The 23,779-nt window shown below is 63.0% G+C and carries 20 protein-coding genes and 1 tRNA gene; 16 read left to right on the forward strand and 5 right to left on the reverse strand.

Annotated elements, in window-relative coordinates:
- Window positions 1-145: 145 nt before the first annotated feature.
- From cdaA to HNQ39_RS17185, 5 genes are all read left to right on the forward strand, one after another.
- Window positions 146-1,006 carry a diadenylate cyclase CdaA gene (cdaA, locus tag HNQ39_RS17165; RefSeq protein WP_184199064.1) on the forward strand — a complete coding sequence of 287 codons (861 nt, stop codon included), beginning with the start codon at window positions 146-148 and terminating at the stop codon, window positions 1,004-1,006.
- Window positions 1,003-1,983, forward strand: a complete 981-nt coding sequence (locus tag HNQ39_RS17170; RefSeq protein WP_184199067.1) for a CdaR family protein — start codon at window positions 1,003-1,005, stop codon at window positions 1,981-1,983. Before cdaA ends, HNQ39_RS17170 begins: the two co-directional genes overlap by 4 nt.
- A gap of 9 nt (window positions 1,984-1,992) precedes the next feature.
- Window positions 1,993-3,300 carry a phosphoglucosamine mutase gene (glmM, locus tag HNQ39_RS17175; RefSeq protein ID WP_184199070.1) on the forward strand — a complete coding sequence of 436 codons (1,308 nt, stop codon included), beginning with the start codon at window positions 1,993-1,995 and terminating at the stop codon, window positions 3,298-3,300.
- Complete coding sequence (locus HNQ39_RS17180; protein WP_184199073.1) at window positions 3,293-4,285, forward strand: tyrosine-type recombinase/integrase; 993 nt, start codon at window positions 3,293-3,295, stop codon at window positions 4,283-4,285. Before glmM ends, HNQ39_RS17180 begins: the two co-directional genes overlap by 8 nt.
- 93 nt (window positions 4,286-4,378) lie before the next feature.
- Entirely contained in the window at window positions 4,379-4,786 is a 408-nt protein-coding gene (locus HNQ39_RS17185) for a hypothetical protein (RefSeq protein WP_184199076.1), read from the forward strand.
- A 159-nt stretch (window positions 4,787-4,945) separates the two neighbouring features.
- Here the strand turns inward: HNQ39_RS17185 and tpx are convergent, their stop codons facing one another.
- The 3 genes from tpx to HNQ39_RS17200 all read right to left on the reverse strand — a co-directional run bounded on the left by tpx (window position 4,946) and on the right by HNQ39_RS17200 (window position 7,957).
- Window positions 4,946-5,464: a thiol peroxidase gene (gene tpx / locus HNQ39_RS17190; RefSeq protein ID WP_184199079.1), complete on the reverse strand. Its 519-nt coding sequence runs from the start codon at window positions 5,462-5,464 to the stop codon at window positions 4,946-4,948.
- A gap of 183 nt (window positions 5,465-5,647) precedes the next feature.
- Complete coding sequence (gene carB / locus HNQ39_RS17195; protein WP_281380283.1) at window positions 5,648-7,213, reverse strand: carbamoyl-phosphate synthase large subunit; 1,566 nt, start codon at window positions 7,211-7,213, stop codon at window positions 5,648-5,650.
- Window positions 7,214-7,321: 108 nt separating this feature from the next.
- Window positions 7,322-7,957, reverse strand: coding sequence for a class I SAM-dependent methyltransferase (locus HNQ39_RS17200; protein WP_184199090.1), 636 nt, complete (start codon window positions 7,955-7,957; stop codon window positions 7,322-7,324).
- Between the two features lie 51 nt (window positions 7,958-8,008).
- Here HNQ39_RS17200 and HNQ39_RS17205 point away from each other — a divergent pair, with 51 nt between their 5' ends.
- On the forward strand, window positions 8,009-8,203 hold the full coding sequence (locus tag HNQ39_RS17205; protein ID WP_184199091.1) for a hypothetical protein: 195 nt from the start codon (window positions 8,009-8,011) through the stop codon (window positions 8,201-8,203).
- On the opposite strand, the gene HNQ39_RS17210 is transcribed toward HNQ39_RS17205, so the two are convergent.
- Window positions 8,156-9,532 carry a phosphomannomutase/phosphoglucomutase gene (locus HNQ39_RS17210; protein WP_184199092.1) on the reverse strand — a complete coding sequence of 459 codons (1,377 nt, stop codon included), beginning with the start codon at window positions 9,530-9,532 and terminating at the stop codon, window positions 8,156-8,158. The two genes, HNQ39_RS17205 and HNQ39_RS17210, sit on opposite strands and share 48 nt — an antisense overlap.
- Before the next feature lie 147 nt (window positions 9,533-9,679).
- On the opposite strand from HNQ39_RS17210, the gene HNQ39_RS17215 reads away from it, so the two are divergent.
- The 10 genes from HNQ39_RS17215 (at window position 9,680) to HNQ39_RS17260 (ending at window position 22,425) form a co-directional block, all read left to right on the forward strand.
- Window positions 9,680-9,761 (forward strand) — tRNA-Leu (locus HNQ39_RS17215).
- A 122-nt stretch (window positions 9,762-9,883) separates the two neighbouring features.
- Complete coding sequence (locus tag HNQ39_RS17220; protein ID WP_184199094.1) at window positions 9,884-13,387, forward strand: zinc-dependent metalloprotease; 3,504 nt, start codon at window positions 9,884-9,886, stop codon at window positions 13,385-13,387.
- Window positions 13,384-15,279, forward strand: coding sequence for a YfhO family protein (locus HNQ39_RS17225; protein ID WP_184199096.1), 1,896 nt, complete (start codon window positions 13,384-13,386; stop codon window positions 15,277-15,279). Before HNQ39_RS17220 ends, HNQ39_RS17225 begins: the two co-directional genes overlap by 4 nt.
- Window positions 15,267-15,611: an anti-sigma factor antagonist gene (locus HNQ39_RS17230; protein WP_184199098.1), complete on the forward strand. Its 345-nt coding sequence runs from the start codon at window positions 15,267-15,269 to the stop codon at window positions 15,609-15,611. The genes HNQ39_RS17225 and HNQ39_RS17230 overlap by 13 nt, the downstream gene beginning before the upstream one ends.
- Window positions 15,612-15,629: 18 nt before the next feature.
- Window positions 15,630-16,871, forward strand: coding sequence for an ABC transporter substrate-binding protein (locus HNQ39_RS17235; RefSeq protein WP_184199100.1), 1,242 nt, complete (start codon window positions 15,630-15,632; stop codon window positions 16,869-16,871).
- A 62-nt stretch (window positions 16,872-16,933) separates the two neighbouring features.
- On the forward strand, window positions 16,934-17,893 hold the full coding sequence (locus tag HNQ39_RS17240) for an ABC transporter permease subunit (protein WP_184199102.1): 960 nt from the start codon (window positions 16,934-16,936) through the stop codon (window positions 17,891-17,893).
- Between the two features lie 2 nt (window positions 17,894-17,895).
- Window positions 17,896-18,972, forward strand: a complete 1,077-nt coding sequence (locus HNQ39_RS17245; RefSeq protein ID WP_221290073.1) for a branched-chain amino acid ABC transporter permease — start codon at window positions 17,896-17,898, stop codon at window positions 18,970-18,972.
- On the forward strand, window positions 18,969-20,249 hold the full coding sequence (locus HNQ39_RS17250) for an NYN domain-containing protein (protein ID WP_184199104.1): 1,281 nt from the start codon (window positions 18,969-18,971) through the stop codon (window positions 20,247-20,249). The genes HNQ39_RS17245 and HNQ39_RS17250 overlap by 4 nt, the downstream gene beginning before the upstream one ends.
- 11 nt (window positions 20,250-20,260) lie before the next feature.
- Window positions 20,261-21,175: a hypothetical protein gene (locus HNQ39_RS17255; RefSeq protein WP_184199106.1), complete on the forward strand. Its 915-nt coding sequence runs from the start codon at window positions 20,261-20,263 to the stop codon at window positions 21,173-21,175.
- Window positions 21,176-21,207: 32 nt separating this feature from the next.
- Window positions 21,208-22,425, forward strand: a complete 1,218-nt coding sequence (locus tag HNQ39_RS17260; RefSeq protein WP_184199108.1) for a tetratricopeptide repeat protein — start codon at window positions 21,208-21,210, stop codon at window positions 22,423-22,425.
- Window positions 22,426-22,430: 5 nt separating this feature from the next.
- On the opposite strand, the gene HNQ39_RS17265 is transcribed toward HNQ39_RS17260, so the two are convergent.
- A complete protein-coding gene (locus HNQ39_RS17265) occupies window positions 22,431-23,723 on the reverse strand; it encodes a WGR domain-containing protein (protein ID WP_184199111.1) in 1,293 nt (430 codons plus the stop codon).
- Between the last annotated feature and the right edge of the window lie 56 nt (window positions 23,724-23,779).

A 23,779-nucleotide genomic window follows, 5' to 3' on the forward strand; every position in this document is an offset into this window, starting at 1 on the left:
CGTCACGGGCTCCGACACGAAGGCCTCCGGCCATACCGAGTTTACTCGGGAGGTATGGGCGAAGCCCTTTGTGTCCGAGGCACGAGGACGTAAGACGCCCCCCTCCAACGGGGGCGGTCTCATCGGGTATACTGGTAACTATCCCATGTCTGCCTTGCTTGCCAGCATCCGCTCTATTGACTTTAAGTCGCTCGCGTTGGCCGCGCTGGATATTATCGTTGTTGCCTATATCCTCTACCGGCTGATCGTGCTCGCCAAGGGCCGGCGTGCGTGGCAGATTCTGATCGGGATTGGGGTCTTTTTTCTGCTGGTCCTGCTCTCCAACTGGCTGGGACTGGTAACCCTCAACTGGCTCCTGCAGTCCATCACGCCTCTGGGCCCCGTGGCGATTGTGATCTTGCTCTACCCCGAGCTGCGGGAGGTGCTGGAGCGCTTGGGGCGGCTGGACTTCTGGGGCGCGCCGCTGAGTGTCACGCGCCAGGAGAATATCACCGGCACGATCGAGGCGATTGTCACGGCCGCCACCCTGCTCTCCGCGCGTAAGACCGGCGCGCTCATCCTCATGGCGCGTGAGACCGGCCTCGACGATGTCATCGCCACGGGGACCGTCCTGAATGCGACCGTCACCCCCGAGCTCCTGACCACGATCTTCTACTCCGGCACCGCCCTCCACGATGGCGCGGTGATTGTCCGGGACGGCTTTCTTGTGGCGGCGGGCTGCACGCTTCCGCTCTCGGATGCCCCCAATATCGCCACCAATGTCCACATGCGCCACCGTGCGGCCATGGGCGCGTCGGAGAGCTCGGATGCGGTCGTGGTGATTGTCTCGGAGGAGACGGGGACGATCTCGATCGCTATCGGGGGCAAGCTGGACCGGGGGCTCAAGCCCGAGCTCCTGCGCGAGAAGCTCCTCTCTGCCTTTGGTAAGGGAGCGAAGAAGGCCCTGCCACGCCTGAGCCTGACGCGTAAGAACAAAGAGGCGAGCTCGGAGGCACCGACCTCATGATCGCTCTCCTGCGCCGCAACTGGGAGTATAAGCTCCTCTCCCTGGTGCTCTCGATCCTTCTCTTTGTGATCGCCAGTGTCCAGCGCAACCCAAGCCGCACCAGCAGCATGACGGTTCAGCCCGATGTGATTGGTGTCCCGGCGGATCTTGCCGTGAAGGTGCCCCCGCGTGTGGAGCAGGTGACCCTGACCGGAACCACAGAAGACCTCGAACTGGTGCGCAAGCAGGGGATTCAGGTGCGGGTCAATGCCAATGGAGCCGCAGCGGGCAAGAACGCTCTTCCGGTGGGCTACGAGCTTCCCAAGGCGGTTCGGGGACGGGTCTCTATCGAGGCTCCGCCCATGCTGGAGGTGGAGCTGGAGGCACGGATCGAGCGCAGTGTGCCGGTGCGGGTGCTCTTTGAGAACCAGCCCCCACCAGGGTTTGAGTACGAGACGCCACAGGCAACACCCGAACAGGTCACGGTGACCGGGCTCGCCTCGGATGTCGCCCAGGTCGAGCGGGTAGTGGCGCTCCTTGACAATACAGGAGCCAGTGGCGCGGTGCGCCGCGAGGTGCCCGTGGTCGCCCAGGATAAGAACCAGCAGGTGGTCTCACGGGTGAACCTGAAGCCGACCCGTGTGGAGGTCGCCTTGCTCCTGCGCCAAGCCCCCGCAACCAAGACCCTCGTGCTCTCCGCCGCGCTGAGTGGCTCGTCTGCGCCTGGGGTGCGGCTGACCGGCTACCAGTTTGCCCCGAGCACGATTGTCGTCCGCGGGGAGCCCACGACACTGAGTAAGCTCTCGTCGTTGCTTGTTCCCGTGAGCCTGAGTGGGCTGGCCACGGCAGAGACACGCAAGGTTTCCCTGACACCGCCGCCGGGAACTGTTTTTGCGGGACCTCGGGATGTCCAGCTGACCCTGAGTGTGGAGGGGGCCACGGGGCCGCCGCCTACACCGACGGCATCCCCCAATCCACCGGTCCCACCGAAGGGGTAGTAGAGAAGAATGGCACTCAAGTTTGGCACGGATGGAGTACGGGGGATCGCAAACACGGAGCTGACTCCTGAGTTTGCCCTGGCACTCGGGCGGGCGGCGGCCCAGAGCCTTGGTGGAGGGCGCTTTGTGATCGGGCGGGACCCGCGGCGCTCGGGCGACTTGCTGGAGGCGGCACTCACCGCCGGGCTCCTCTCCCAAGGCGCCGATGTGCTCTCGCTGGGCGTGGTGCCGACTCCGGGTGTCTCGTTTGTGGCGCGCACCACGGGGGCGAGCGCAGGTGTCGTGATCTCGGCCTCCCACAACCCGATGCAGGACAATGGCATCAAGTTCTTCGGCCCCGATGGCAAGAAGCTCCCCGATGCCACCGAGGCGCAGATCCAGGCAGCACTGTCCAATGAATTCTCTCGTCCCGCTGGTCCCGGAGTGGGGCGCCTCACCCACAACAGCGGTCCCGTGGACAACTACGCCGACTTTCTGGCCGCCACTCTGGGAGAGACGACGCTCGCGGGGCTCAAGCTGGTGATCGACGGTGCCAATGGGGCGGCGAGCTACTTGGCAAGGCCGCTACTGGAGCGCCTGGGGGCCGAGGTGGTCGCGATCCACTGCGAGCCCGATGGGGTCAATATCAACGAGGGCTGCGGCTCGACCCACCCCGAAGAGCTGGCGGCACGGACCAAGGCCGAGGGCGCCGATGCGGGCCTTGCCTTCGATGGCGATGCCGACCGGGTGATCCTCGCCGACCGCCACGGGCGTATCTTCGATGGGGACCGGATTCTCTTGACGGGCGCGCTCTGGTGGAAGCTGGATAGCGTCGTAGGGACCGTGATGAGCAACATGGGCCTGGAGCTGGCGCTGCAAGCCGCCCAAGTCCGGCTAGAGCGCGCCAGTGTGGGGGATCGGTATGTCGCCGAGCTCCTGGAGAGCACCCGCGCGCGGCTGGGCGGTGAGCAGTCCGGGCACATTCTCTTCCCCGAGCTCTCCCCCGCGGGCGATGGCCTACTCACCGCGCTCCAGATCCTCAAGATTGTCCAAGACTCCGGCCGCGACCTCGCCACTTGGTACGACAACATGACCACGCTCCCGCAGAAGCTGGTCAATGTCGCCGTGCGGGAGCGCGATGGCTGGGAGGCCGATCCCGCGATCACCGCAGCGATTGCCGAGACCGAAAAGGCCCTCGCGGGTCGTGGCCGCCTGCTCGTGCGCGCCTCCGGCACCGAGAAACTGATTCGGGTCATGGCCGAGGCTCCCACCGAGACCGAGGTCGCCCAGGTCTGTGACCAGGTCGCCGCCGTGATCCGCGAGGTGCGCGGTGCCTGAGCTGGCTCGGGAGGGGCGCGAAGCGCCCTTTGTGTCCGAGGCACGAGGACAGCAAGACGCCCCGGTTCATCGGGGCGGTCTAAAACGGGTGGGATCAAACGGGAGTGAGCTCCTCGCCCTCTTTCTAGAAAGCCATAGCCCCACGACCATGGCGGCGTACCGCCGTGACCTCGACGACTACGCGGCGTTCTGCGGCAGCGAGACGCCCACTGCGATCGCGGACCTACTGGCGCTCGCCGCCGGGGATGCCAACCGGCGTGCGCTGGCCTACCGAACCCACCTGCGCCAGCGCAAGCTCTCTCCCGCGACTATTAATCGGCGTTTGGCGGCGTTGCGCTCGCTGAGCAAGCTGGCACGCCTCTTGGGACAGACCACTTGGGCGCTGGAGGTGACCAACCTCGCCAGCGAGGCCTACCGCGACACGCGCGGACCGGGTCGGGAGACCGTCCAAGGGATGCTCGCCCTCGCGGAGCAGAGCCCCCGCGACCACGCGCTCCTGCGCCTCCTCTACGATCTGGGCCTGCGCCGCGCCGAGGTCTGCTCGCTGGACGTGGCGGACCTGGAGACAACCCGGCTCTGGGTGCTGGGAAAGGGACGACTGGAGAAGACCCCGCTGGAGCTACCCGCCCCGACGCGGCAAGCGCTTCTGGACTGGCTCGCCGTGCGCGGGAGCGAGCCGGGGGCGCTCTTTACGAATCAGGACCGTAGTGGGAAGGGAGATGGGCGGCTGAGTGGGCGCAGTGTGCACCGGATTGTCGGCAAGTACGCCGAGGCGCTGGGAGTCTCCGCGCGGCCCCACGGACTGCGCCACACCGCCATCACCGAGGCATGCAAAGCGGCGACTGCGGCAGGGATAGGGATCGAGGAAGTGCTCGACTTCTCCCGCCACAAGAGCCTCGCCGTGCTAATGCGCTACCGGGACCGAGAGCGCAACGTGCAAGGCAAGCTCGCGGCGCTGGTGGCGGGGGAGCAGCTTGCCCCCTAACCCCCGTCCGACGGGGGGACAACAAGGAGTGTTGCTGAGATGGCTGGCTATTCTTGTACGCTACCCAATGGGGAAGAGACTCGGTTTTCGTCGATGGTGCGCTACTACTATGTCCTGGATCGGGAGACGTACCAGGCAATTCGGTGCAGCGTGGAGCCGATGTTTTGCAATGCCTGTCAGACAATTGTTGAGGCGGAGAGCTGGATCACCGTGGACGATTTTGAGCGGCGTATCGCGACCAGTCGTCGGGTAGGAGTGAGCGGGGCTTGGTTAGCCGAGCTTGCGCTTCTTAGAGAGTTCCTCAGAGGGCGCGTCTCGGGAAGGAAGTGCTTAACGTGTGGCGGCGAAGACTTGGTCGCGGTTCGAGCGAACCTCGATATATTCTTCTCAGGAATCAAATCCTACGCATTTCTAGATAAAGAGGGGAATGGGATTTCAATAGAAACAAGGGATATCCAGAAATATCTTTTTGCCCAATCAGAGAAGCCCGCAAGTGCTTAGGTGAAGAACAAGTTGGGGTCGTAGAGAATCAACGCGTCTTCGCGGCCCCGGGCCGCTTGGCGAAGCCGCCCCGGGTACCCTCTGGGTGGTGGGACCTTCAGGCCCCGGAAAATCATGCATACCCCTAGCCCCCGCTTGGCGGGGGCCAGAGGACAAGCATTACGCGGCCTGGACGGCGGCGACGGCGGCGGCGTAGTCGGGCTCAGCGGCGACCTCGCTGACGATCTCGGCGTAGGTGACGGTATCGTTCTTATCCACGACATAGACGGCGCGGGCGTAGAGGCCCAGCTCTTTTAGGTAGAGCCCCCAGCTCTTGGCAAGCCCCATCTCACGGTAGTCCGAGAGCATGGTCAGGTTCTTCACGTCCTCCGCCTGGCACCAGCGGCCCTGGGCAAACGGCAGGTCCGCGGAGACCAGAAACACCGCGACATCGTCGCCGAATGCCTGGCTCGCATCGCTGAACTTCTTGCCCTCAAGGGAGCAGACACTGGTATCCACCGACGGCACAAAGATAAAGAGCTTGGTCTTCCCGGCTCCCGCTTCGAGGGGGTTGACGGGAGCAAGCCCCGCCCCGATTAGCGTCGCGCCGGTCGCGGTCGCGCCCACCGAAAGCTCGGGACCAACCAGGGTCATCGGGCCGCCCTTAAAGGTCACCACACCACTTCGCTCAACAGACATAGATATCAAATCCTCCACCGTAGAGAACCTAAAACGAGGCTCTGGGTTCCCAGGTCGGGGGCTGGCCGGGCATTAAAATACCCGGCACCAGAAAAAGAGCGTCCCGAGGACGCAGAGAACTCTTCGCTCCCCGCGTCCCCGGGACGCTCCCTCTCTTTCAGACGGGTATTTTAATGCCCGGCTCTATCCCCCGGACAGATATTCGTCCACGGTGCGGACACCCATTTCCTCGCCGCGGTTGTAGGACTCCAGGGCGGTGAGCAGGGCGCGGGCGGTATCGAGGCTGGTCAGACAGGGCACCGAGCGCTCGACACTGGCGCGGCGGATCAGGGCACCCTCTTGCTCGATACGGCGGTCCTTGCTGATCGTGTTGATGAGCAGTCCCACCTCGCCGCTGTAGATCAAGTCGATCAGGTCGGGCTTGCCCTCGCTGATCTTATTGACGGGAGTCGCCTCGACCCCATTGGCTGCGAGGAACTTGGCCGTGCCGCCCGTCGCGTAGATCTGAAAGCCCTGCGCCACGAAGTCCTTGAGGAGCGGGAGCGCCTCGGGCTTGTCGGCATCGGCCAGTGTCGCGAGGACAGCCTTCTTCAGCGGCAGGTTGATGCCGCTGGCAACGAGCGCCTTAAAGAGCGCACGCGGATAGTCTAAGTCTTGACCCAAGATCTCACCTGTGGACTTCATCTCTGGCCCGAGGGTGTTGTCCACCCCGACCAGCTTCTGGAACGAAAAGACGGGCGCCTTCACCGCGGGATTGGCCTGCTCCGGGAAGAGGCCGTTCTCATAGCCCTGGCTCTCTAGCCCCTCGCCCAGAATGCAGCGGGTCGCGGCCTTGACCATCGGAATGCCGGTGATCTTAGAGAGATAGGGGACCGTGCGGGAGCTGCGCGGGTTCACCTCAATGACATAGGGAATCTCGCCCTCGCAGACAAACTGGATGTTCATGAGACCGACCACGTTCATGGCCTTGGCCAGCTTGATGGCGTACTCGGCGATCAGGTCCTTGGTCTTCTGCGAGACGGTCTGGGGGGGATAGACCGCCATGGAGTCGCCCGAGTGGACACCGGCGCGCTCGATGTGCTCCATGATTCCGGGCAAGAGGCACCGCTCGCCGTCGGAGATGCAGTCCACCTCCAGCTCCTTACCAATAATGTAGCGGTCCACCAAGATCGGGGCCTTGGGCGAGACATCCACCGCGTACTTCATGTAGCTCGCCAGCTCTTCGTCGCTCTGGACAATCTCCATCGCGCGTCCGCCGAGGACATAGCTGGGGCGCACCAGACACGGGTAGCCGATCTCCCGTGCCACTTCCAGCGCCGCCTCGGCGCTCACCACGGCGCGGCCATCAGGCTTGGGAATGTCCAGCTCGCGCAGAAGCTTCTCGAACTGCTCGCGGTCCTCAGCAAGATCGATGGAGTCCGCCGACGAGCCAAGAATCTTCACCCCCGCCTCGACCAGAGGCCGCGCGAGGTTGATGGCGGTCTGGCCCCCAAACTGAACAATCACGCCCTCGATCGGGGACTCGCGGTCGATCACATTGAGGACATCCTCTGCCGTGAGGGGCTCGAAGTAGAGCTTGTCGGAGGTGTCGAAGTCCGTAGAGACGGTCTCCGGGTTGTTGTTGAGGACAATGGCCTCGTAGCCCGCCTCACGCAGCGCCCAGACACAGTGAACTGTGCAGTAGTCAAACTCAATGCCTTGACCGATACGGATCGGACCCGACCCCAGAACCAGAATCTTTTTCTTCATGCAGACCTCAAAAATGTGGCCCGCCGCGCTGCTAGCCCTGCGAACCCTGACATTGTACCGCATCCAATGCCCTGGATTGGAGTATCCCGCCCTCCAACGGGCGGGACTCTAGCGCATCCAGAGGAGCATGGTGTCGCGCGGCTCGCCGGCCCACACGACCTGCTTTGCCTCTGTGGTGATCTTCCAGCCGTCTCTCTCGCGCTGCTCGACAAACTCTAAGGCGGCGGGACGGATCGGATCGGAGAGGAGAATGGGCTTGCCGAGGGTCGGGAGGAGCGCGGTGAGGGTGGGGTGGAGCGTGCGCTCGTAGAGGATATCGGTGCCGATCACGAGGTCAAAGCCCACCAGCTCTGGGGGCCAGGTGCGCCAGTCGCCGGTGCGGACCGTGACATTCGGGACGTTGTTGAGGCGTGCGTTCTGGCGGCAGAGCTCCAGGCAGTCGGGGTGGTAGTCGGTCTGGATCACTTCGGCAGCTCCGAGGTGCGCGGCGACCAAGCCGACATAGCCGACCCCCGCCCCGAGCTCCAAGACACGCTTGCCCGCCACGAGAGAGGGCTCGTCGGCGAGGCGAAGCGCCAGTGCGTGCGCCGAGGCCCAGAGGAGCATCCCAAAGGGAAAGTTGGCCAGGTCCTCGTCGGTCTGGACACGGGCGACCAGTGCGTCTTGGTCCGTGACGCAGCGGAGGTGCCAGGGCCGGCCCGCGGCGTGGCGGGTCTGGGTAACAAGGGGGTAGCGGTCCAGCATGGGCTCTAGTGGGGAGAGTTCGGCACCGAAAATGCAGAAGAGAGTCCTGCAATGCACGATACCGTCGATATCTTTCTTGCCGTTGTCGCCGCCGTGGGGCTGGGGGTCTTCTTTGGCATGCCGCTAGGCTCGCCGCGGACAAGCCGACCTGTGCGTGTGCAGCAGCAAGCCGCCACACACGCACAAAGCCGTCCCGAGCTAGTGGTCGTCGCGCAGGGACGCGCCGTGGCCCAGGATAAACGCTAGCAGGTCGGCCTCGCGCTCGGCGAGCCCCTCGGGAGTGCGCGCCTCGACATTCAGGCGCAGTACCGGCTCGTTCTGGCTCATGCGCAGGTTGCAGCGCCAGTCCGCCTCCGCGAGCGAGACACCGTCGATCTGGCTTAGCTCGGCATCGGGGTGGCGTGCCTGGAGCGCCGCAATAATCCCCTTGGCATCGTCGGTGATGAAGTTGAGCTCCTCACTGGCTGGGTAGTTTTTCTTGTAGCCATCGAGAAGCTGCGAGACCGTCCCGCCGTTTTTGATCTGCTCCGCGAAGATTCCCAGCACGGTCAGGAACGTGATGATCCCATTGTCGCAGTACCAGAAGTCGCGGTAGTAGAAGTGGCCGGAGTTCTCTCCGCCAAAGATCGCATTGGCCTGGCGCATGGTCGCCTTGATAAACCCGTGGCCCGTGCGGCTCGTGACCGCGGTACCGCCCCCGGCGGCAGCGGCGGCCTCGGTCGCCCAGATCTGGCGCGGCTCGACCACAACCGATGCGCCGGGCTCGACCTTGAGGAAGTGCTCGATCAGGACCGCGTTGATGTAGTAGCCAGAGAACGAGCGCCCCTTCTCATCGTAGAAGAAACACCGGTCCGCGTCGGCGTCCCACGCCACACCGAAGTGGGCTCCCTCGGTGACGATCCGCTCGCTGATCTCCTTGCGGTTGGAGGGGAGCAGGGGATCGGGGGTGCCCTTGGGGAAGCTGCCATCCTCGTTCCAGTTGAGGCGGATCATCTCGATGGGGTGGCCCTCAATGGCGGCATCGACAAACTTCCCATTGGCTCCAAAGTTCACATTGCCCACCAGCTTGAGCTGCGGCAGGCCCTCGGGGACATACTGCTGCAGGTAGGCGGCGTAGTCGGCGAGCAGGGGGGTGGGGGTCACGGTGCCCGGAGTTGCAGCCTTCTGGGGCGTCGCGGCCTCGATATCGGCGTAGATCTCGCCCAGCTTGCCCTCGCGCACGAGCGGCTGGCCCTTCTTGCCGACAAACTTAAAGCCATTCCACTCGCGGGGGTTGTGGCTCGCGGTGAGGGCGAAGCCACCGTCGATCTCCAGGGTCCCCGACGCAAAGTACAGCATCTCGGTCGAGATCACCCCCAGGTCTAGCACCTCGACACCGAGGTCTACCAGGCCCTGGATCGCGGCGGCCTGCATGGACGCACCACTGGTGCGCACATCCCGGCCCACGGCGACTTTCTTTGCGTCCATCACCCGGGCAAAGGCCTGGGCGCAAAGATAGGCAAACTCTTCATTGATCACCGAGGGGTAGATCCCTCGGATGTCGTAGGCACGGTAAAGGGACTTGTCAAAAGGCATGTTCAATTCTCCGGCATCTAGGATACCCGAAAATGACGAATCTCCATCAATCTGGAAGGAAGCCTTGACAGCAAGGAAGGGGCGCGATAGAATCTCTCTCGCTTGCCTGCGGCCTTAATCTGCTGTGATCAAGCGAAACCCTCAGTTGCCCAGGTGGCGGAATTGGCAGACGCGTACGTTTGAGGGGCGTATCCCGTAAGGGGTAAGGGTTCAAGTCCCTTCTTGGGCATAAAAAAGTCAGAGGCTCTCCGTAACAAACGGAGGGCCTTTGGCGTTTTATAGTTAATCGAAAGAGTTCGGGTATAGTAACCCAACCTTAGGCTCTAAACCATCAATCTCAGGAGTTTGTCATTGAATCGTACTCTGCCCCTCTCCGCGCTTGTCTTTGCGCTTACCCTGGCCTCTCACGCGCCGACGCTGGCGCAGCCCCCTGCCCCCAAGACTGCTACCCCGGCTCCGACGCAGCCTCCTGCCTCCACCCAGAAGATTCTCTTTAGCAACAAGGCCCAGCAAGGCCAGGTGAAGAAGATCAATGCCGTGGCGACCTTTACGGTGGAGGGCCCCAATGGCCAGAAAGTGACCCTGGAGTTTAAAGAGCAGGATCGAGTCAACTACAACGCGGTCGCGGCAAACGGGGAGATTACCTACGAGACACACACGGACTCGGTGCAGCAGTTTCTCAATGGCAACAAGCTCCCCGATGACCCCAACATGGGCAAGGATGTCGATACGTATGTCATCAAGCCCGATGGCACCCTGGTGAGCTTTAAGTCCAGCAAGACCGAGAAGGACGACGACCACAGCGACGAGCGTCTCTACGTGGCGACCTCGGTGGGGTTCTCGGATAAGCAAGTCGCTCCGGGGGAGAAGTGGACCCGTGAGTACAAGGCCGATGCCAACATGGGGCTGGTCGAGGGCAAGGGCGAGTACGAGTTTCAGGCGCTGGAGGAGAAGAATGGGATTCTCTGCGCGCGTATCGGGGTGACCTATACCGAAAACTCGGGGAAGAACCCGATCTCCACCAAGGGCCTGATCTGGATCGAGCCGGCCAGTGGCGATGATGTGGCATCGGATATCGTGGTCACCAATATCCCCTTTGGCGATGGCGATGTGGTCACGGCGAGCTTTAAGTCGAACCGTGAGAGTGGCGGCCCCCTGCCTGAGGATATCGTCAAGAAGGCGCAGGCAAGCCTCAAGGCCGAGCAGAGTGCGATCAAGGCGCAGGCCCCCAAGGTCGAGGCGGCAAAGCCCAAGACCATCGATGAGGTGGTCAAGGACTACGAGAAGCTGCCCGGCGTCGTGACACTCTGGCGCAAGCGCGAGGAGAGCGGCAAGGACACGATCTACGCCGAGGTGCGCGAGGACCAGCTCGACAAGCTCCTCTTGCTCCAGGCGACCTTTAGCACCGGCGATGCCGAGCACGCGATCTCGGGCGACCCGATCGCCGACTTTGTCTTCCAGCTCACCAAGAGCCCCGATGACAAGCTCTATCTCGCCGTCCCCAACACCAACTACCAGACCCAGGCGGGCACGCCGCTGGAGAAGTCGCTCAAGCGCTCCATGCCCCCGCTCTCGTTTTTGCAGACCTTCAAGATCGAGGCCAAGCAGGCCGACCGCAAGAGCCTGCTGATCGATCTCTCGGAGTTCTTTAAGTCCGATTTCTTGGGGATTGGGTTTGCCTTCTCCGGGATGCCGCCGATCCCCGGCCTGATGGCGGGGCCGACCGGGGGCGGGATGGGGCTCGACCGGGAGAAGACCTATGTTCTGTCCGTGAAGAACTTCCCCGAGAACCTGGTGGTCACCAGCCAGTACCACTTTGTACGCGGCCTCTCGCCCATGATGACCAACACCCCGACCCTGGGTGATCCGCGGAGTGCACCGGTGCAGGTGACCTTTAATCTCTCCGCGCTTCCGGTGGGCAATGGCTACATCCCGCGCTACTACGACACCCGGATCGGCTTCTTTACCACCGACTTCCAGTCGCTCGACCGCGACGACAAGCTCGACCTGACCAAGCGCTTTATCACCCGCTGGGACCTGCGCAAGAAGAACCCCGAGGCCGCGGTCTCCGAGCCGGTGAAGCCGATTGTCTTCTGGCTGGACAACGCGATCCCGGAGGACTACCGCAAGCCGCTGGCCAGTGCGATCCTTTCCTGGAACCCGGTCCTCGAGAAGACGGGCTTCAAGGACGCGATCCAGGTCAAACAGATGCCGGACAAGCCCAGCGAGGACGAGGTCAAGAAGGGGCTGGTGCCCACCGACACGGCGGACATGCGCTTTAATGTCATCCGCTGGGTGGTCTCGCCCAACCCAGCAGATAGCTACGCGGTGGCACTGGCACGCCACAACCCGCTCACAGGGCAGATCCTCAACGCCAGTATCACGGTCGATGCGGGAATGGCCCAGATTACCAAGGTGGAGCACAAGGACATTGTCTCGCCGGAGGCCGCCTTTGCTCGGATCGCGGAGTACGAGAACCACGACGATACCAAACTCGCAGGGCAGAGCAAGCTGCGCTGTGAGTACGGCCACGCGGCCCAGACCAATGCCTACTTTGGCCTGCTCGCCTCTAGCCTGCTGGCGGAGGGCAAGATCAGCCAGAAGGACTATGTCGCGCAGTTCCTGCAGGATGTGGTCACCCATGAGTTTGGGCATATCTTGGGGCTGCGCCACAACTTCGTCGCCTCGACCCAGTACTCCCTGGCCCAGCTCAGCGACCCGAAGGTGGTTCCCAACGGCAAGCCCATCGCGGCATCGGTGATGGACTACAACCCGGTCAATATCGCCGCCCTCAAGGTCAGCGGGGTTCCCTTCTGGTCGCTGAGCCCGGGTGTCTACGACCAGTGGGCGATCCAGTACGGCTACGGCACGGTGCCAACCGCCACCAAGCCTGATGACGAGCTGCCGGTCCTCAAGCAGATCGCGCGGCGGAGCGGTGAGCCGGGCCTGATCTACAACACCGACTTCGAGGCCGATAGCTTCGACCCGACCATTACGCGCTTTGATAGCACGTCCAACCCGCTGGACTACTGGGAGCGCATCATGCAGACGTCGCAAGAGCTCCTGGGCAAGCTTGAGTCGCGGGTCAAGCCGGGCGAGAGCTATGTTGAGTTCTCGCGGCAGGTGCAGCTAACCCTGAATATGATGGCCCAGGGCTCCGCGCAGGCGAGCCGCTATATCGGGGCCCAGCAGGTGCGTCGTAGCTTCAAGGGCGATGCCGGACAGAAGCCCAACCTCAAGCCCGTGGAGGCGGCGCAGCAGAAGCGTGCGCTGGACCTGCTGGCAAAGTACATCCTGGCTCCCGGGGCGCTCAAGCTCCCGCAGGGCTACCTGGAGAAGATGACGGTCGACCTGGCACCGATTGAGTCTCGCCCCTCGGAGTTCTTTGTGGGGGAGGTGATCGCCAACCTCCAGAAGTCAGTCGTGCGGCGCCTGCTCTCGTCGCAGACCCTGATGCGGGTCGCCAGCAACGAGTATAAGACTGGCGATCCCAGCAAGGCACTGACCCAGCCCCTGCTCTTCAAGACCGTGGCGGATGCGGTCTGGAGCGAGCTGGCGACCAAGCAGAATGTCAGCTACCAGCGCCGCCATATCCAGCGTCAGCATGTCGAGTCGCTGATCACGCTGGCCAGTAGCAGCGCGACCGACGACAGCCGGATGCTGGCGGCGGCGCACCTGCGGATGCTCCGGGAGAAGCTCAAGGCCGCTCAGGCGATCCCAACCCTCGATGAGTACACCCGCCTGCACTACACCGACCTCTCGGAGAAGATCCAGCGCCAGCTCGATGCCAAGGTTAACCTTGGTGGTGGCGGCGGTGGTGGCCTGGGAATGCTCTTTGGCCGCCCTGGAAAATGAGCCGATTTTCGCGCGTTGTCCCTCCTGCCCTGCAGGGGGGACTTCTCTTGTTGCTGGGAACTCTATTTCTCTTCTTTGAGGTTGTTGTCCGTGGCCGGGTCCTCTACTACGGCGATCTGACTCTCTACTTCCTCCCCGAGCTAGACTTTCTCCGCGGCGAGCTCCGCGCGGGGCATGTCCCTCTCTGGAACCCCTTTATCAACTGTGGGCAGCCGTTTGTGGGCAACCCCCAGACCTGGGTGCTGTATCCGTCCACTCTCTTGCTCCTCCTCTTTGAGACCTCACGTGCCAACGCCCTCTCGACCGTGCTGCATGTCTTTTGGGCGGGGTGGGGGACACTCGGGTTTCTTCGACAGCAGCGCCTCTCTGCCCCCGCCGCGGCTCTGGGGGCGGTGGCGTTTGCCTTTGGGGGGGCGCTGGTCTCCAAGGCCCAGTTTCCCAACATGCTCCAGGCGATGGCGTGGCTCCCCTGGCTCCTCTGGGCGACCGAGGGCGTGCTGACACAGCGCACGCTTGGGGCGGTAGGGAGGCTGGGGCTCTGTGTGGGGCTGGCGCTCCTTGCGGCACACGCGCAGGTAACCCTCATGCAGCTCTACTTGTTGCTCGGGTGGGTGGGCTTTCGCTTGAGGAGCCTGCCCCGCTCCGAGCGCCTCCGGCCGCTGGGCGCGCTGACGCTGGCGGCACTGCTGGGGCTCTGCCTGGCGCTGGCGCAGCTCTTGCCGGTGGTGGAGTACGCGCTGGCCTCGACCCGGCCGCACCTGAGCCTGGGCGCTGCCAATCGTTTCTATCTGCCTTGGCGGGAGCTGATCCTGCTGGTGGCGCCCAATGCGCTGGGGAACCCGGCGCTCGCCACGGGCTGGCAGGGCAAGGGCAACTTTTGGGAGCCGTGCTGCTATATCGGGCTGATTCCGCTTGTGCTGGGCGTGTACTTTGGTTTCGTGCGGCGGCGTGCGACCCGATTCTGGCTCCTCGCGGCAGCTCTCTCGCTCTGGCTGGCGCTGGGGCGCTACGGTGGGCTGTACTTTGTGGCGTTCTATGTCTTGCCCGGGGTGAAGCAGTTCCACGATCCCGCGCGCTGGCTCTATCTCACGAGCTTCGCGCTGGCGGTGCTCGCCGCGCAGGGGCTGGAGCAGGTGCGTCTGCGGGAGAGCGGAAAATGGCTCCTGGTGCTGATAACTCTGGGGGAGCTCGTGTGCTTCTCGCGGACCCTCAACCCGACCTGTGCCCCAGAGCAGCTTAAGACACTGGTGAGCCGCCCGCCCGCCCCTACCGAGCGTGTCTTTCACCTGCGGCCCTTTCAGGCCTGGAAGCAGCTCGCGCCCTACAAGCGCTACCCCGAGCCCGCCGTTGCGCTGTCGGGGGCGGGCATGACCCCCAATGTCCCGCTACTGAGCCGAGTCCCGCAAGCGGGGGGCTACGAGCCGGTGGCACGCCGGGATGTGACGGAGGCGCTGAAGGCGCTGGGGACACTCCCCCCCGACCCAGCCGGGCTGACTCCCACACAGACCAAGCAGCTTGAGGCGCTGGGGGTCCGCTGGGTCTACGGCAGTCGCGCGACGCGGCGTCTGGTGAGCACCTTGCCACGGATCGCCGGGGCGACACTCCTAGCCGAGCGGCCTGGCGTGCTGGAGCTTCAGCCCACGGCGAGTGTGGTTGTGGTCCGCGAGACCCATGCCGCGGGGTGGCGTGCTTGGGCCGATGGTATCCCGGTGCCGATTATCGCGAGTCCCCCTGTTTTTATGGAAGTGAGCGTCCCTGAGGGCACGAAACGGGTGGTTTTTCGCTACGAGCCGCTCTCTTGGCGGGTTGGGGTGTTTATTTCAGGGGGCGCAGGGTGTATACTGGTAGCACTCATGTTATCGATGTTAAGGAATAAAACGTGGCAGAGCTGACGATTCAAACCACGCCGGGGAGTACGTCCCTGGTGGCGTTTTCGGGAGAGCTGGACGCCTACCACGCTCCACGCGCCAAGACCGAGCTGGAGGCGCAGCTCGCGGCCCAGCCGGAGACCCTGGTGATTAGCCTGAAGCGCGTGGCCTACGTGGACTCGACCGGGCTAGGGGTGCTGGTGGCGATTCGCAAGCAGGCAGAGGCTGTGGGTGTGGGGCTGCGCCTCGTGATGCTCTCCGAGGGAGCCGTGCGGCGGACCTTTACCATCACGGGGCTCCTGAGTGTATTTTCTATTTTTGAGGATGAAGCTGCAGCCCTTGAGGCGGCGGCGTAAGTAAGGAAGGATAGCGACATGCAGAAATTTTCCCGAGCGGCGCTCTTAAAAGCGCTGATTCCTGGTGTGGTTCTCTCCCTGAGTATGGTGGGCTGTAAAGACCCCAATGCAGGGAACACGACGGGCGGCAGTGGCAGCACGGAGTCCAACTCTACCGCCGCGACCCAAGATACTAGCGGCGATAAGATCAAGGTGGGGCAGTACGCCTCCCTGACCGGTGAGACCTCGACCTTTGGGGTGGAGTCGAACGCGGGCCTGACCTTTGCCGTGGAAGAGATCAATGCGGCCGGTGGGATCGATGTGGGCGGCAAGAAGATGCAGGTCGAGGTCGAGACCCAGGACGACCAGAGCAAGCCCGACGAAGCCAAGACCATTGCGGTGAAGTTTGCGGCCGACCCCAAGGTGGTTGCCGTGATCGGGGAGGTTGCCTCCAGCCGCTCCAAGACCGCGGCCCCTGAGTTCCAGCGTGCGGGGATTCCCATGATCTCCCCGAGCTCGACCAACCCCGATGTCACCAAGGTTGGAGATTTTATCTTCCGTGTCTGCTTTATCGACCCGTTCCAGGGCTTTGTGATGGCCAAGTTCGCGATCGAGGAGCTCAAGCTGAAGAAAGTCGCGATCATGCGCGACCCTCAGCAGGACTACTCCGTCGGCCTCGCCGATGTCTTTAAGGACGAGTTCACCAAGATGGGGGGGGAGATTGTCGCCGATGTCTCCTACAACGCCAAGGACTCGGACTTCCGCAGCCAGCTTGGGCAGATCAAGGGGGCCGGTGCCGATGGTATCTTTATCCCCGGCTACTACAACGAGGTCGGGACGATCGCGCGCCAGGCTAAGGAGCTGGGGATCACCGTGCCTCTAATGGGCGGCGATGGCTGGGACTCCGAGAAGCTGGTCGAGGGTGCGGGCGGGCCGGGTAAGGCTCTGGAGGGGGCGTACTTCTCCACCCACTACTCCAAGGACTCGAAAGACACCAAGGTTCAGGACTTTGTGAAGGCCTTCACGGCCAAGAACGGCAAGGCACCTGCCAGCCTCGTGGCCCAGGGCTACGACGCCATGATGATCCTGGCCGATGCGATCAAGCGCGCCGGCTCCATCGAGCGCAAGAAGGTCCGCGATGCTCTGGCCCAGACCAAGGACTACGCCGCCGTGACTGGTAAGATCACGATCGACGGAGACCGCAACGCCAACAAGAGCGCGGTGGTTCTACAGATCAAGGGCGCAGAGTTTACCTACGTCAAGACGATCGACCCGAAGTAGAGACAGTGCTCACCCAGCGGCTTTTCGCTGGGTGAGCTTTTATTTGTCTTAAGAAGAAATTTGTGGATCAGTTTTTACAAAATATAATCAACGGTGTCCAGCTCGGGAGCATCTATGTGCTGATCGCGCTGGGCTACACGATGGTCTATGGGGTGCTCCGCCTGATCAACTTCGCGCATAGCGATGTCTTCATGGTGGGAGCCTACATGGGCTACTTTGCGTCGCGCTGGCTCAAGGTGAAGCAGCAGACCACGGTCTGGGCGGGGCTGGTGCAGCTCCTGCCCGTGCTGCTGATCTCCATGACGGTCTGTGTGGTGCTAGGCCTGGTCATCGAGCGGCTGGCCTACAAACCCCTGCGCCGTGCGCCGCGCCTGACAGCACTCATCACCGCCATCGGCATCTCGCTCTTTCTGGAGGGCATGGCACAGCTTCCCTTTGTCTTTGGGGTGGACCCGAAGTTCTATCCCGAGATCCTCCCCAGCGGCCCGGAGGCGACCCTGCACCTGGGCAACCTGACGGTCTCCCAGAACCAGCTTGTGCTGGTGATCACGGCGTTCTTGCTGATGGGGATTCTCTGGTTTATTGTCCAGCGCACCAAGATGGGCAAGGCCATGCGCGCCGTCAGCCACGACTTCGATGCCGCTGCGCTCATGGGGATCAACACCGATGCGGTGATCTCCTTTACGTTTGGGCTGGGCGCTGCCCTGGCTGCGGCCGGAGGCGTGCTCTTTGGCGCTCTGACCTTCAAGAGTATCTTGCCCCTGATGGGGGTCCAGATGGGCATCAAGGCCTTTGTCGCCGCTGTCGTGGGGGGGATTGGCTCGATCCCCGGCGCGATGCTGGGCGGCCTGCTCATGGGGCTCTCGGAGTCGTTTGTGAAGGGCGCACCCCATATCAAGCTCGGCTCCTATGATTTTGATCCGTCGCGCTGGGTGGATGCACTGGCGTTCTTAATCTTGATCGTGGTCCTGCTCGTGCGCCCCGCGGGGCTCTTGGGCAAGAACGCACCGGAGAAGGTCTAGCCATGCAAAAAACACTCTTAAAGCGCCTGGGCTGGGCGGCGGTCGCACTCGTCGGACTCATGGCGGGCTCGCTGCTCTTCCCGCTCTTTCTTCAGGACGTGGTCTACCGCGTCGTGATGCTCTGTGGGATCGCGATCATCATGGCGGTCTCGCTGAACCTTATCAACGGCTTCACGGGCCAGTTCTCGATCGGGCATGCGGGCTTCCAGGCGGTGGGAGCCTATGTGGCCGCCTCCCTGACCGTCTACGGCCACGACAAGCTCTTCTCGTTCGTGCCAAAAGACGGCAACTTCTCCACGATGGTGGTTGGGGGGCTAAAGCTGCCGATCTACTCCCTGCTCTCCGGGGGACCGGCGATGCTGGCCTCGATGCTGATCGGGGGGCTGGTGGCGGCGGGGATTGGCTATCTCGTGGGCCTGCCGAGCCTGCGCCTCCGCGGTGACTACCTCGCCATTGTCACCCTGGGCTTTGGGGAGATCATCCGGGTGATTGTGGAGAACCTGGATGTGGTCGGGGGGCCGCGTGGTTTCTCCGGCGATCTCAAGACGGGCATTCAAGTGCCGGCGCTGACCAACTTTTTCTGGGTCTACGGCACGGTCTTGGTGGTGATCCTGGTCTCCCGTAACCTGCGCTTCTCCGTGCATGGCCTCTCCTACCTCTCGGTGCGTGAGGACGAGATCGCGGCGCAGGCGATGGGGGTGAACACGACCACGGTGAAGGTAAAGGCCTTTGTCCTGGGTGCGTTCTTTGCCGGGGTCGCGGGAGCCCTCTTTGCCCACTACGAGCGGACCATCTTAATCACGTCGTTTAACTTCGTGCGCTCGTTTGATTTTGTCACCATGGTCGTCTTGGGCGGCCTAGGCTCGATCACGGGAGCGGCGCTCGCTGCTGTCGTGCTTACCGCACTCCCTGAGGTGCTGCGCTACACACTAGGAACCGAGGCAAATAAGTACCGTCTGGTTGTCTACGCCCTTGCCCTAGTGATCATGATGCTGGTGCGCCCCCAAGGGATTTTTGGGCGAGGGGAGCTTTCCTTTCGTCGGTTTATTAAAAAGAAAGAAGAGGTTCAAACAGGTTGAATAGACCATTTAACCCCGAATCGGATAGAAGGTTTCGGGTCGCTGTTTTTGTTGATTTTGAGAATGTAAAGCGCTCGGTCGATGATTTTTTTGAGAATGATCGTGTCGATTTTAAGCTGATTCTAGATGAGATTGTGCGGATTACCCAGGGACGGATTTTACTAAAGCGGGCCTATGCCGACTGGAGTGTGTTTCGGGACTACCGCGCTGAGCTGCTGGACAATGCTATCGAGCCTATCCAGACCTTCCCCCTCACTCCGAAAGGGAAAAACGGCTCGGATATTCGTCTTGCAATCGATGTCATGGAGTATGTCCTACGGCACCCTGAGCTCACCCACGTGGTGATTGTCTCGGGCGACTCCGACTACACCCCCCTCGTGGTCAAGCTCCGCGAGCTCGGTGTTCAGGTCCTGGGGCTAGGCGTGCGCTCCAACTCGGCCAACTACCTCGTCAAGGCCTGCGACCGGTTCCTGTTCTACGATGACCTCAAGGTTGCGCCCGCGCAGGACCCCGCTGCGCTCCTTGTGCGTGCCCTCAGCGTGATGGGGAACCGCCCGGTCCCTGGCTCTGCGCTCAAGATTCAGATGCGCCGGATTGATCCCAGCTTCGATGAGACACGGCTGGGGTTTGGCTCGTTTCTAGAGTTTCTCCGGGCCAACCTGCACCTCGTCGATGTCCACAAGCCCTCTGTGGGAGACGTGACAGTGGCACCACAGGGAACCCTGGAAGCGGAGGGAGAGACCCTCTACACGCCTCCAACACCTGCCGATAAGCTCCGGCTCTGGCTGCGGGAGAACAACTTCCGCTATGTCCCCTGCACCGAGCGCCACACGATTATCGCGGGCCTCTACGATATCTTCGTTGCTGCCGAGGCGGAGGGAGGGGTCTCGCTCAAAGAGGCGAAGGATCGCCTGCACGCCTGGGTGGAGGAAGTCCATTCAGATATCACCTGGGACGCGGTAAACTCGACCATCTACCACTTGTTCTACACGTGGTGCTTTGAGTTCGACCGGGGCGACGAAGCGGAGAGCAAGCAGCTCTGGGACCGGCGAACCCGGCTCCAGCCCGATATCACCGATGCCGATGACCTGATCGAGAAGACCGAGCGGGGGATCGCCCGCAAGCTCTGGGAGCGCGATCGGGACGGTGTGGATGCCGAGGCGCTCAATGAGTGGCTCTACGACGGTAACCCAGAGGACCTGGAGAGTGTCAAAGAGCTAATTGAGATCGTCTCCGACCCGGACTACACCACTGTCGGGCGTGTCGGGGGCGGCTAGGAGCCCACAGCGTGAGAGCAATAGAGCCACTCGGTGCCGCCAACCAGGCCTGGACCTTCTGGAAGACCATGAGCGAGGTCTCGCCACGAGTCGTACGCGACGAGATGACGCGAGACTTTCGCCTTAGTATCGTGGGAACCGAGGAAGACCGGCAGTGGTTTCTGGACCGCCTGATCCCCGAGACCGCCACACGGATCGAGCGGGAGGACGGCAGAGAGCGGCTCTACTTGCTAGATCGCGCCCCGGACGAGGGAGTCTCGGAGGTCTCCGCGGCGACCTTCTACCTGGCAGGCCCAGACCAGCCCCTCGGGGTTCGCGGTGTGCGGTGTGCGCCGTTTGTGGGTAGCTACGACGAGGCGATGGCCTGGGTGGCACAGACCCGTGCGGGTCAAGGGGTGGCCTTTGGACGTTATCTTCCTGGCATGCGGCCTGCGGTTGCCCAGCGGCTGATCCTCAATGCCAGCGCCAACAACGCGCGCTTTGCCTTCCTCTCCGCACTCCCCTGGATCCTGCCCGTCTCCCTCCCCTTCCTCCCGGCATCGTCGGCGGTGGATGTCTTTGTGCTCACCAAGAACCAAGCGATGCTGGTCATGCGGCTGGCCGCGGCGCACGGGCAGGCCCCTGGCTACACCCACCAAGTGAAAGAGATCCTGGGGACCGTTGCCGGAGCGATGGGGTGGCGCTTGCTGGCGCGCGAGCTGGCGGGGATGATCCCGGCGGGAATCGGGGTGGCCGCCAAGACCGCGATCGCGTATTCGGGGACGATCACGGTGGGGAAGGCGGCGCTGTACTACTACCAGAAGGGCCACCAGATGACCGCCGAGCAGATTCGCAACATCCACAAAGAGAGCGAGGCTGAGGCAAAGGCCGTGGCGGAGCAAGTGATCTCCAACCCACCAAGCCCGGAGGACCTCACCGAGCTCTAGCTGGCACGAATCGTGTGGAAGAGGGCTTCCGTATGAAGGCAGAGCGACGGTATGCACATGAGGTTCGCCTCAAGAAGCTGGAAGAGCTGGCAGAGCAGAAGCTAGGCTGGGCCGAGGCACGCCCGGAGGCTCGCGACGCGTGGCTGGCCTATCTCCAAGCCAACGACTACGATCTTGAGACCGTCTTGGTGCGGGCACACCAGCTTGCGCAGCACCCGCCTCTCCTGCTGGAGTCCCCCGAAACGCTCGCCGAGAAGCTGGCAACGTGGGAGGGGGAGAGTGCGTTTACCCCGGATCTCTCGTCCCCCGAGCGTGCGCTGGTTGCCTACGATGCGGAGCTCCTCAAGACCCCCTGGGACCCTCGACTGCTCGTGGCCCGGGGCTTCTTCCTGAACCGACTGGGGCGCTTTGCCGAGGGGCTTGCGGCCAGCGAGAGCGCACTACGGCTCGATCCTGGCAGCGATCAGGCCTTCAATAACCGTGGCTTTGCCCTGACGGGACTGGGGCGCTACGACGATGCCTTGGTGTCGTTTGCGGAGGCGCTCTGGCTCAATCCTGCCAATGCAAGCGCCTACACCAACCAGGGGACGACTCTCTGTGTGCAGGGGCGCTACACCGAGGCAGTGGCGGCCTTTGACCAGGCTCTGGTGCACAACCCCGAGCTTGCCGCCGTGCACAACAACCGAGCGGAGGCACTGAACTTCCTGGGGCGCTACGACGAAGCCTTGGCCGCCGCCGACCGGGCACGTGAGCTTGCGCCTGAGCTCGCCGGTCCTCATGCCGTTCGCGGCTTCTCTCTGTTTTCCTTGCAACGGTTTGCGGATGCCAGCACGAGCTTTGGGCGGGCGGACCGGCTAGCGCAGCTCAAGAATCCCGTCTACCTCTTGCTCCAGGCGGTGGCCCTGCTGGCGGTGGGCGCTGCGGGGACACGCCAGGAAGGGATTCGTCTGCTGGCGAGCCCCCGGCTCCAGGGCTTCCAGGGGCACCGTCTCTTGATCCTGCGCACCTACCAGTACCTCCACGCGCTCTCCCGGCAGGGGCAGCTCGTGCGGCTGGCGGAGCTCAAGAAACTCCTGGACGCGGGCGTTCACTTTCCTTCCACTTGGCAGTTCTCGCTAGAGCCCAGCCTCACTCAGGCAACCCTCTCGGGCCACGAAGATGCGGGCTGGCTCCCGACCCTGATCGACGTTCTTCTGGCGAGACAGCCCTCCAGTGTGCTGGAGAGCTGGCCGCTCTGGCAGCAGCTCTAGAGGCGCTAGGCGCTCGGGGCGGCAAACTCCACCAGGTAGCGTGGGCAGATCTGCGCGGTGTCGTAGACAATCATCTCGTTGTTGGCGACCCCGCTCTTCTCCGCTTGGGCAAAGGTGGAGTCGTAGCCGTCTTTGCGCGGGTCGAGCGTGTGGTTCCAGGTCGGGGGCGTGAAGCTCTTACCCATCGCGACATCGCAGAGGAACATGAAGCAGTGGTCCGTGCTGCGGCCCTTCCAGTAGCCGTAGGCGTAGTTGAGGGACTTGGTGCTTTGGTCGGAGAAGTAGACCCCGTTGCCAAACATCCGCCCCGTGCAGTGCGCCGCCGAGGCGGGGGCGATCACAAAGCCGCTCCGCAGGATCGAGAGGAGGTTGCTCGCCTGGGTCCCGTGCCAGAGCTCCTGGACATTGCCCACTGTGGCACCGCACTCCTCAAATCGCTGGCGCATCGCAGCGATCTCCACCCGAAAGACCCGCTTGACATCGAGGTGGGAGCTGGCATGCATGGCCTTTTGCGTGCTCTGGTATTTTCGTCGAATCCGCTCGATCTCCACGTCGTCGGTGACCCGCTCCAGGCGCGCCTCAAAGAGCTTCGGAGCGGGAGCCGCCTCTTTCTCGCTCTCTTTGTCGGCCTTGAGCACGAGCGCCAGGCTGGCTTCGAGCGCATCGAGGATTCCGTTTTGTTTTTGGACCGCCTCTAGATCGGGGAAGAGCTGCTTGGGATCGGGCTTGGCGCGCCCGATGTTCTGTGGGATCAGCATCAGGTAGTCGTTGAGGTGGGGGACAAAGCAGGCATGATCCCAGTCGCCTGTCGCCACAAAGCCCCCAAGCGTCCCCAGTAGAGCACGCGCCTCCGTGAGGGCCTCGCGGGTGACAATTCCCAGGGGTGTGGAGAACGTCCCCCGGCTCTCGTCGTAGGTCATCGTGGTCGCTTCGAGGATACGGTGCACATTGACGCGGGCGAGGTACTGCACCAGTGCCTGGGTCTCGGGGGAGCTCGTGATAATCTGCTCCGCCGCCACTTTCGCCAGAGTCTCGCCCTGGAGGTTAGCGCTGCTTGCCGTATTGGCGAGGGTCTTCTGAGGCCGGTAGCCCTTGCCCTCTTTCTCGCGGCACTTGGCATCGAACTGCCACTCGTTGTAGTGGGGGAAGCTCTTGCGCTGCCCATCCTCCCCGACCCGTCCCCAGTGCGTCTCACAGGAACCGTCGGCTAGGAGCTTGATGTTCCAGAACTTGTTGTTATTGCCTGCGATATTGGTCAGCACGTACCGTGCTTCTTTCACCACGCTCACCGTAGCCATCTCTCACTTCACCTTGCCTTTCGTCTCACACCGCGTGGTAGGCGGCTTCGTAGAGA

Source organism: Armatimonas rosea (assembly GCF_014202505.1).
Classification (GTDB): Bacteria; Armatimonadota; Armatimonadia; order Armatimonadales; family Armatimonadaceae; genus Armatimonas; species Armatimonas rosea.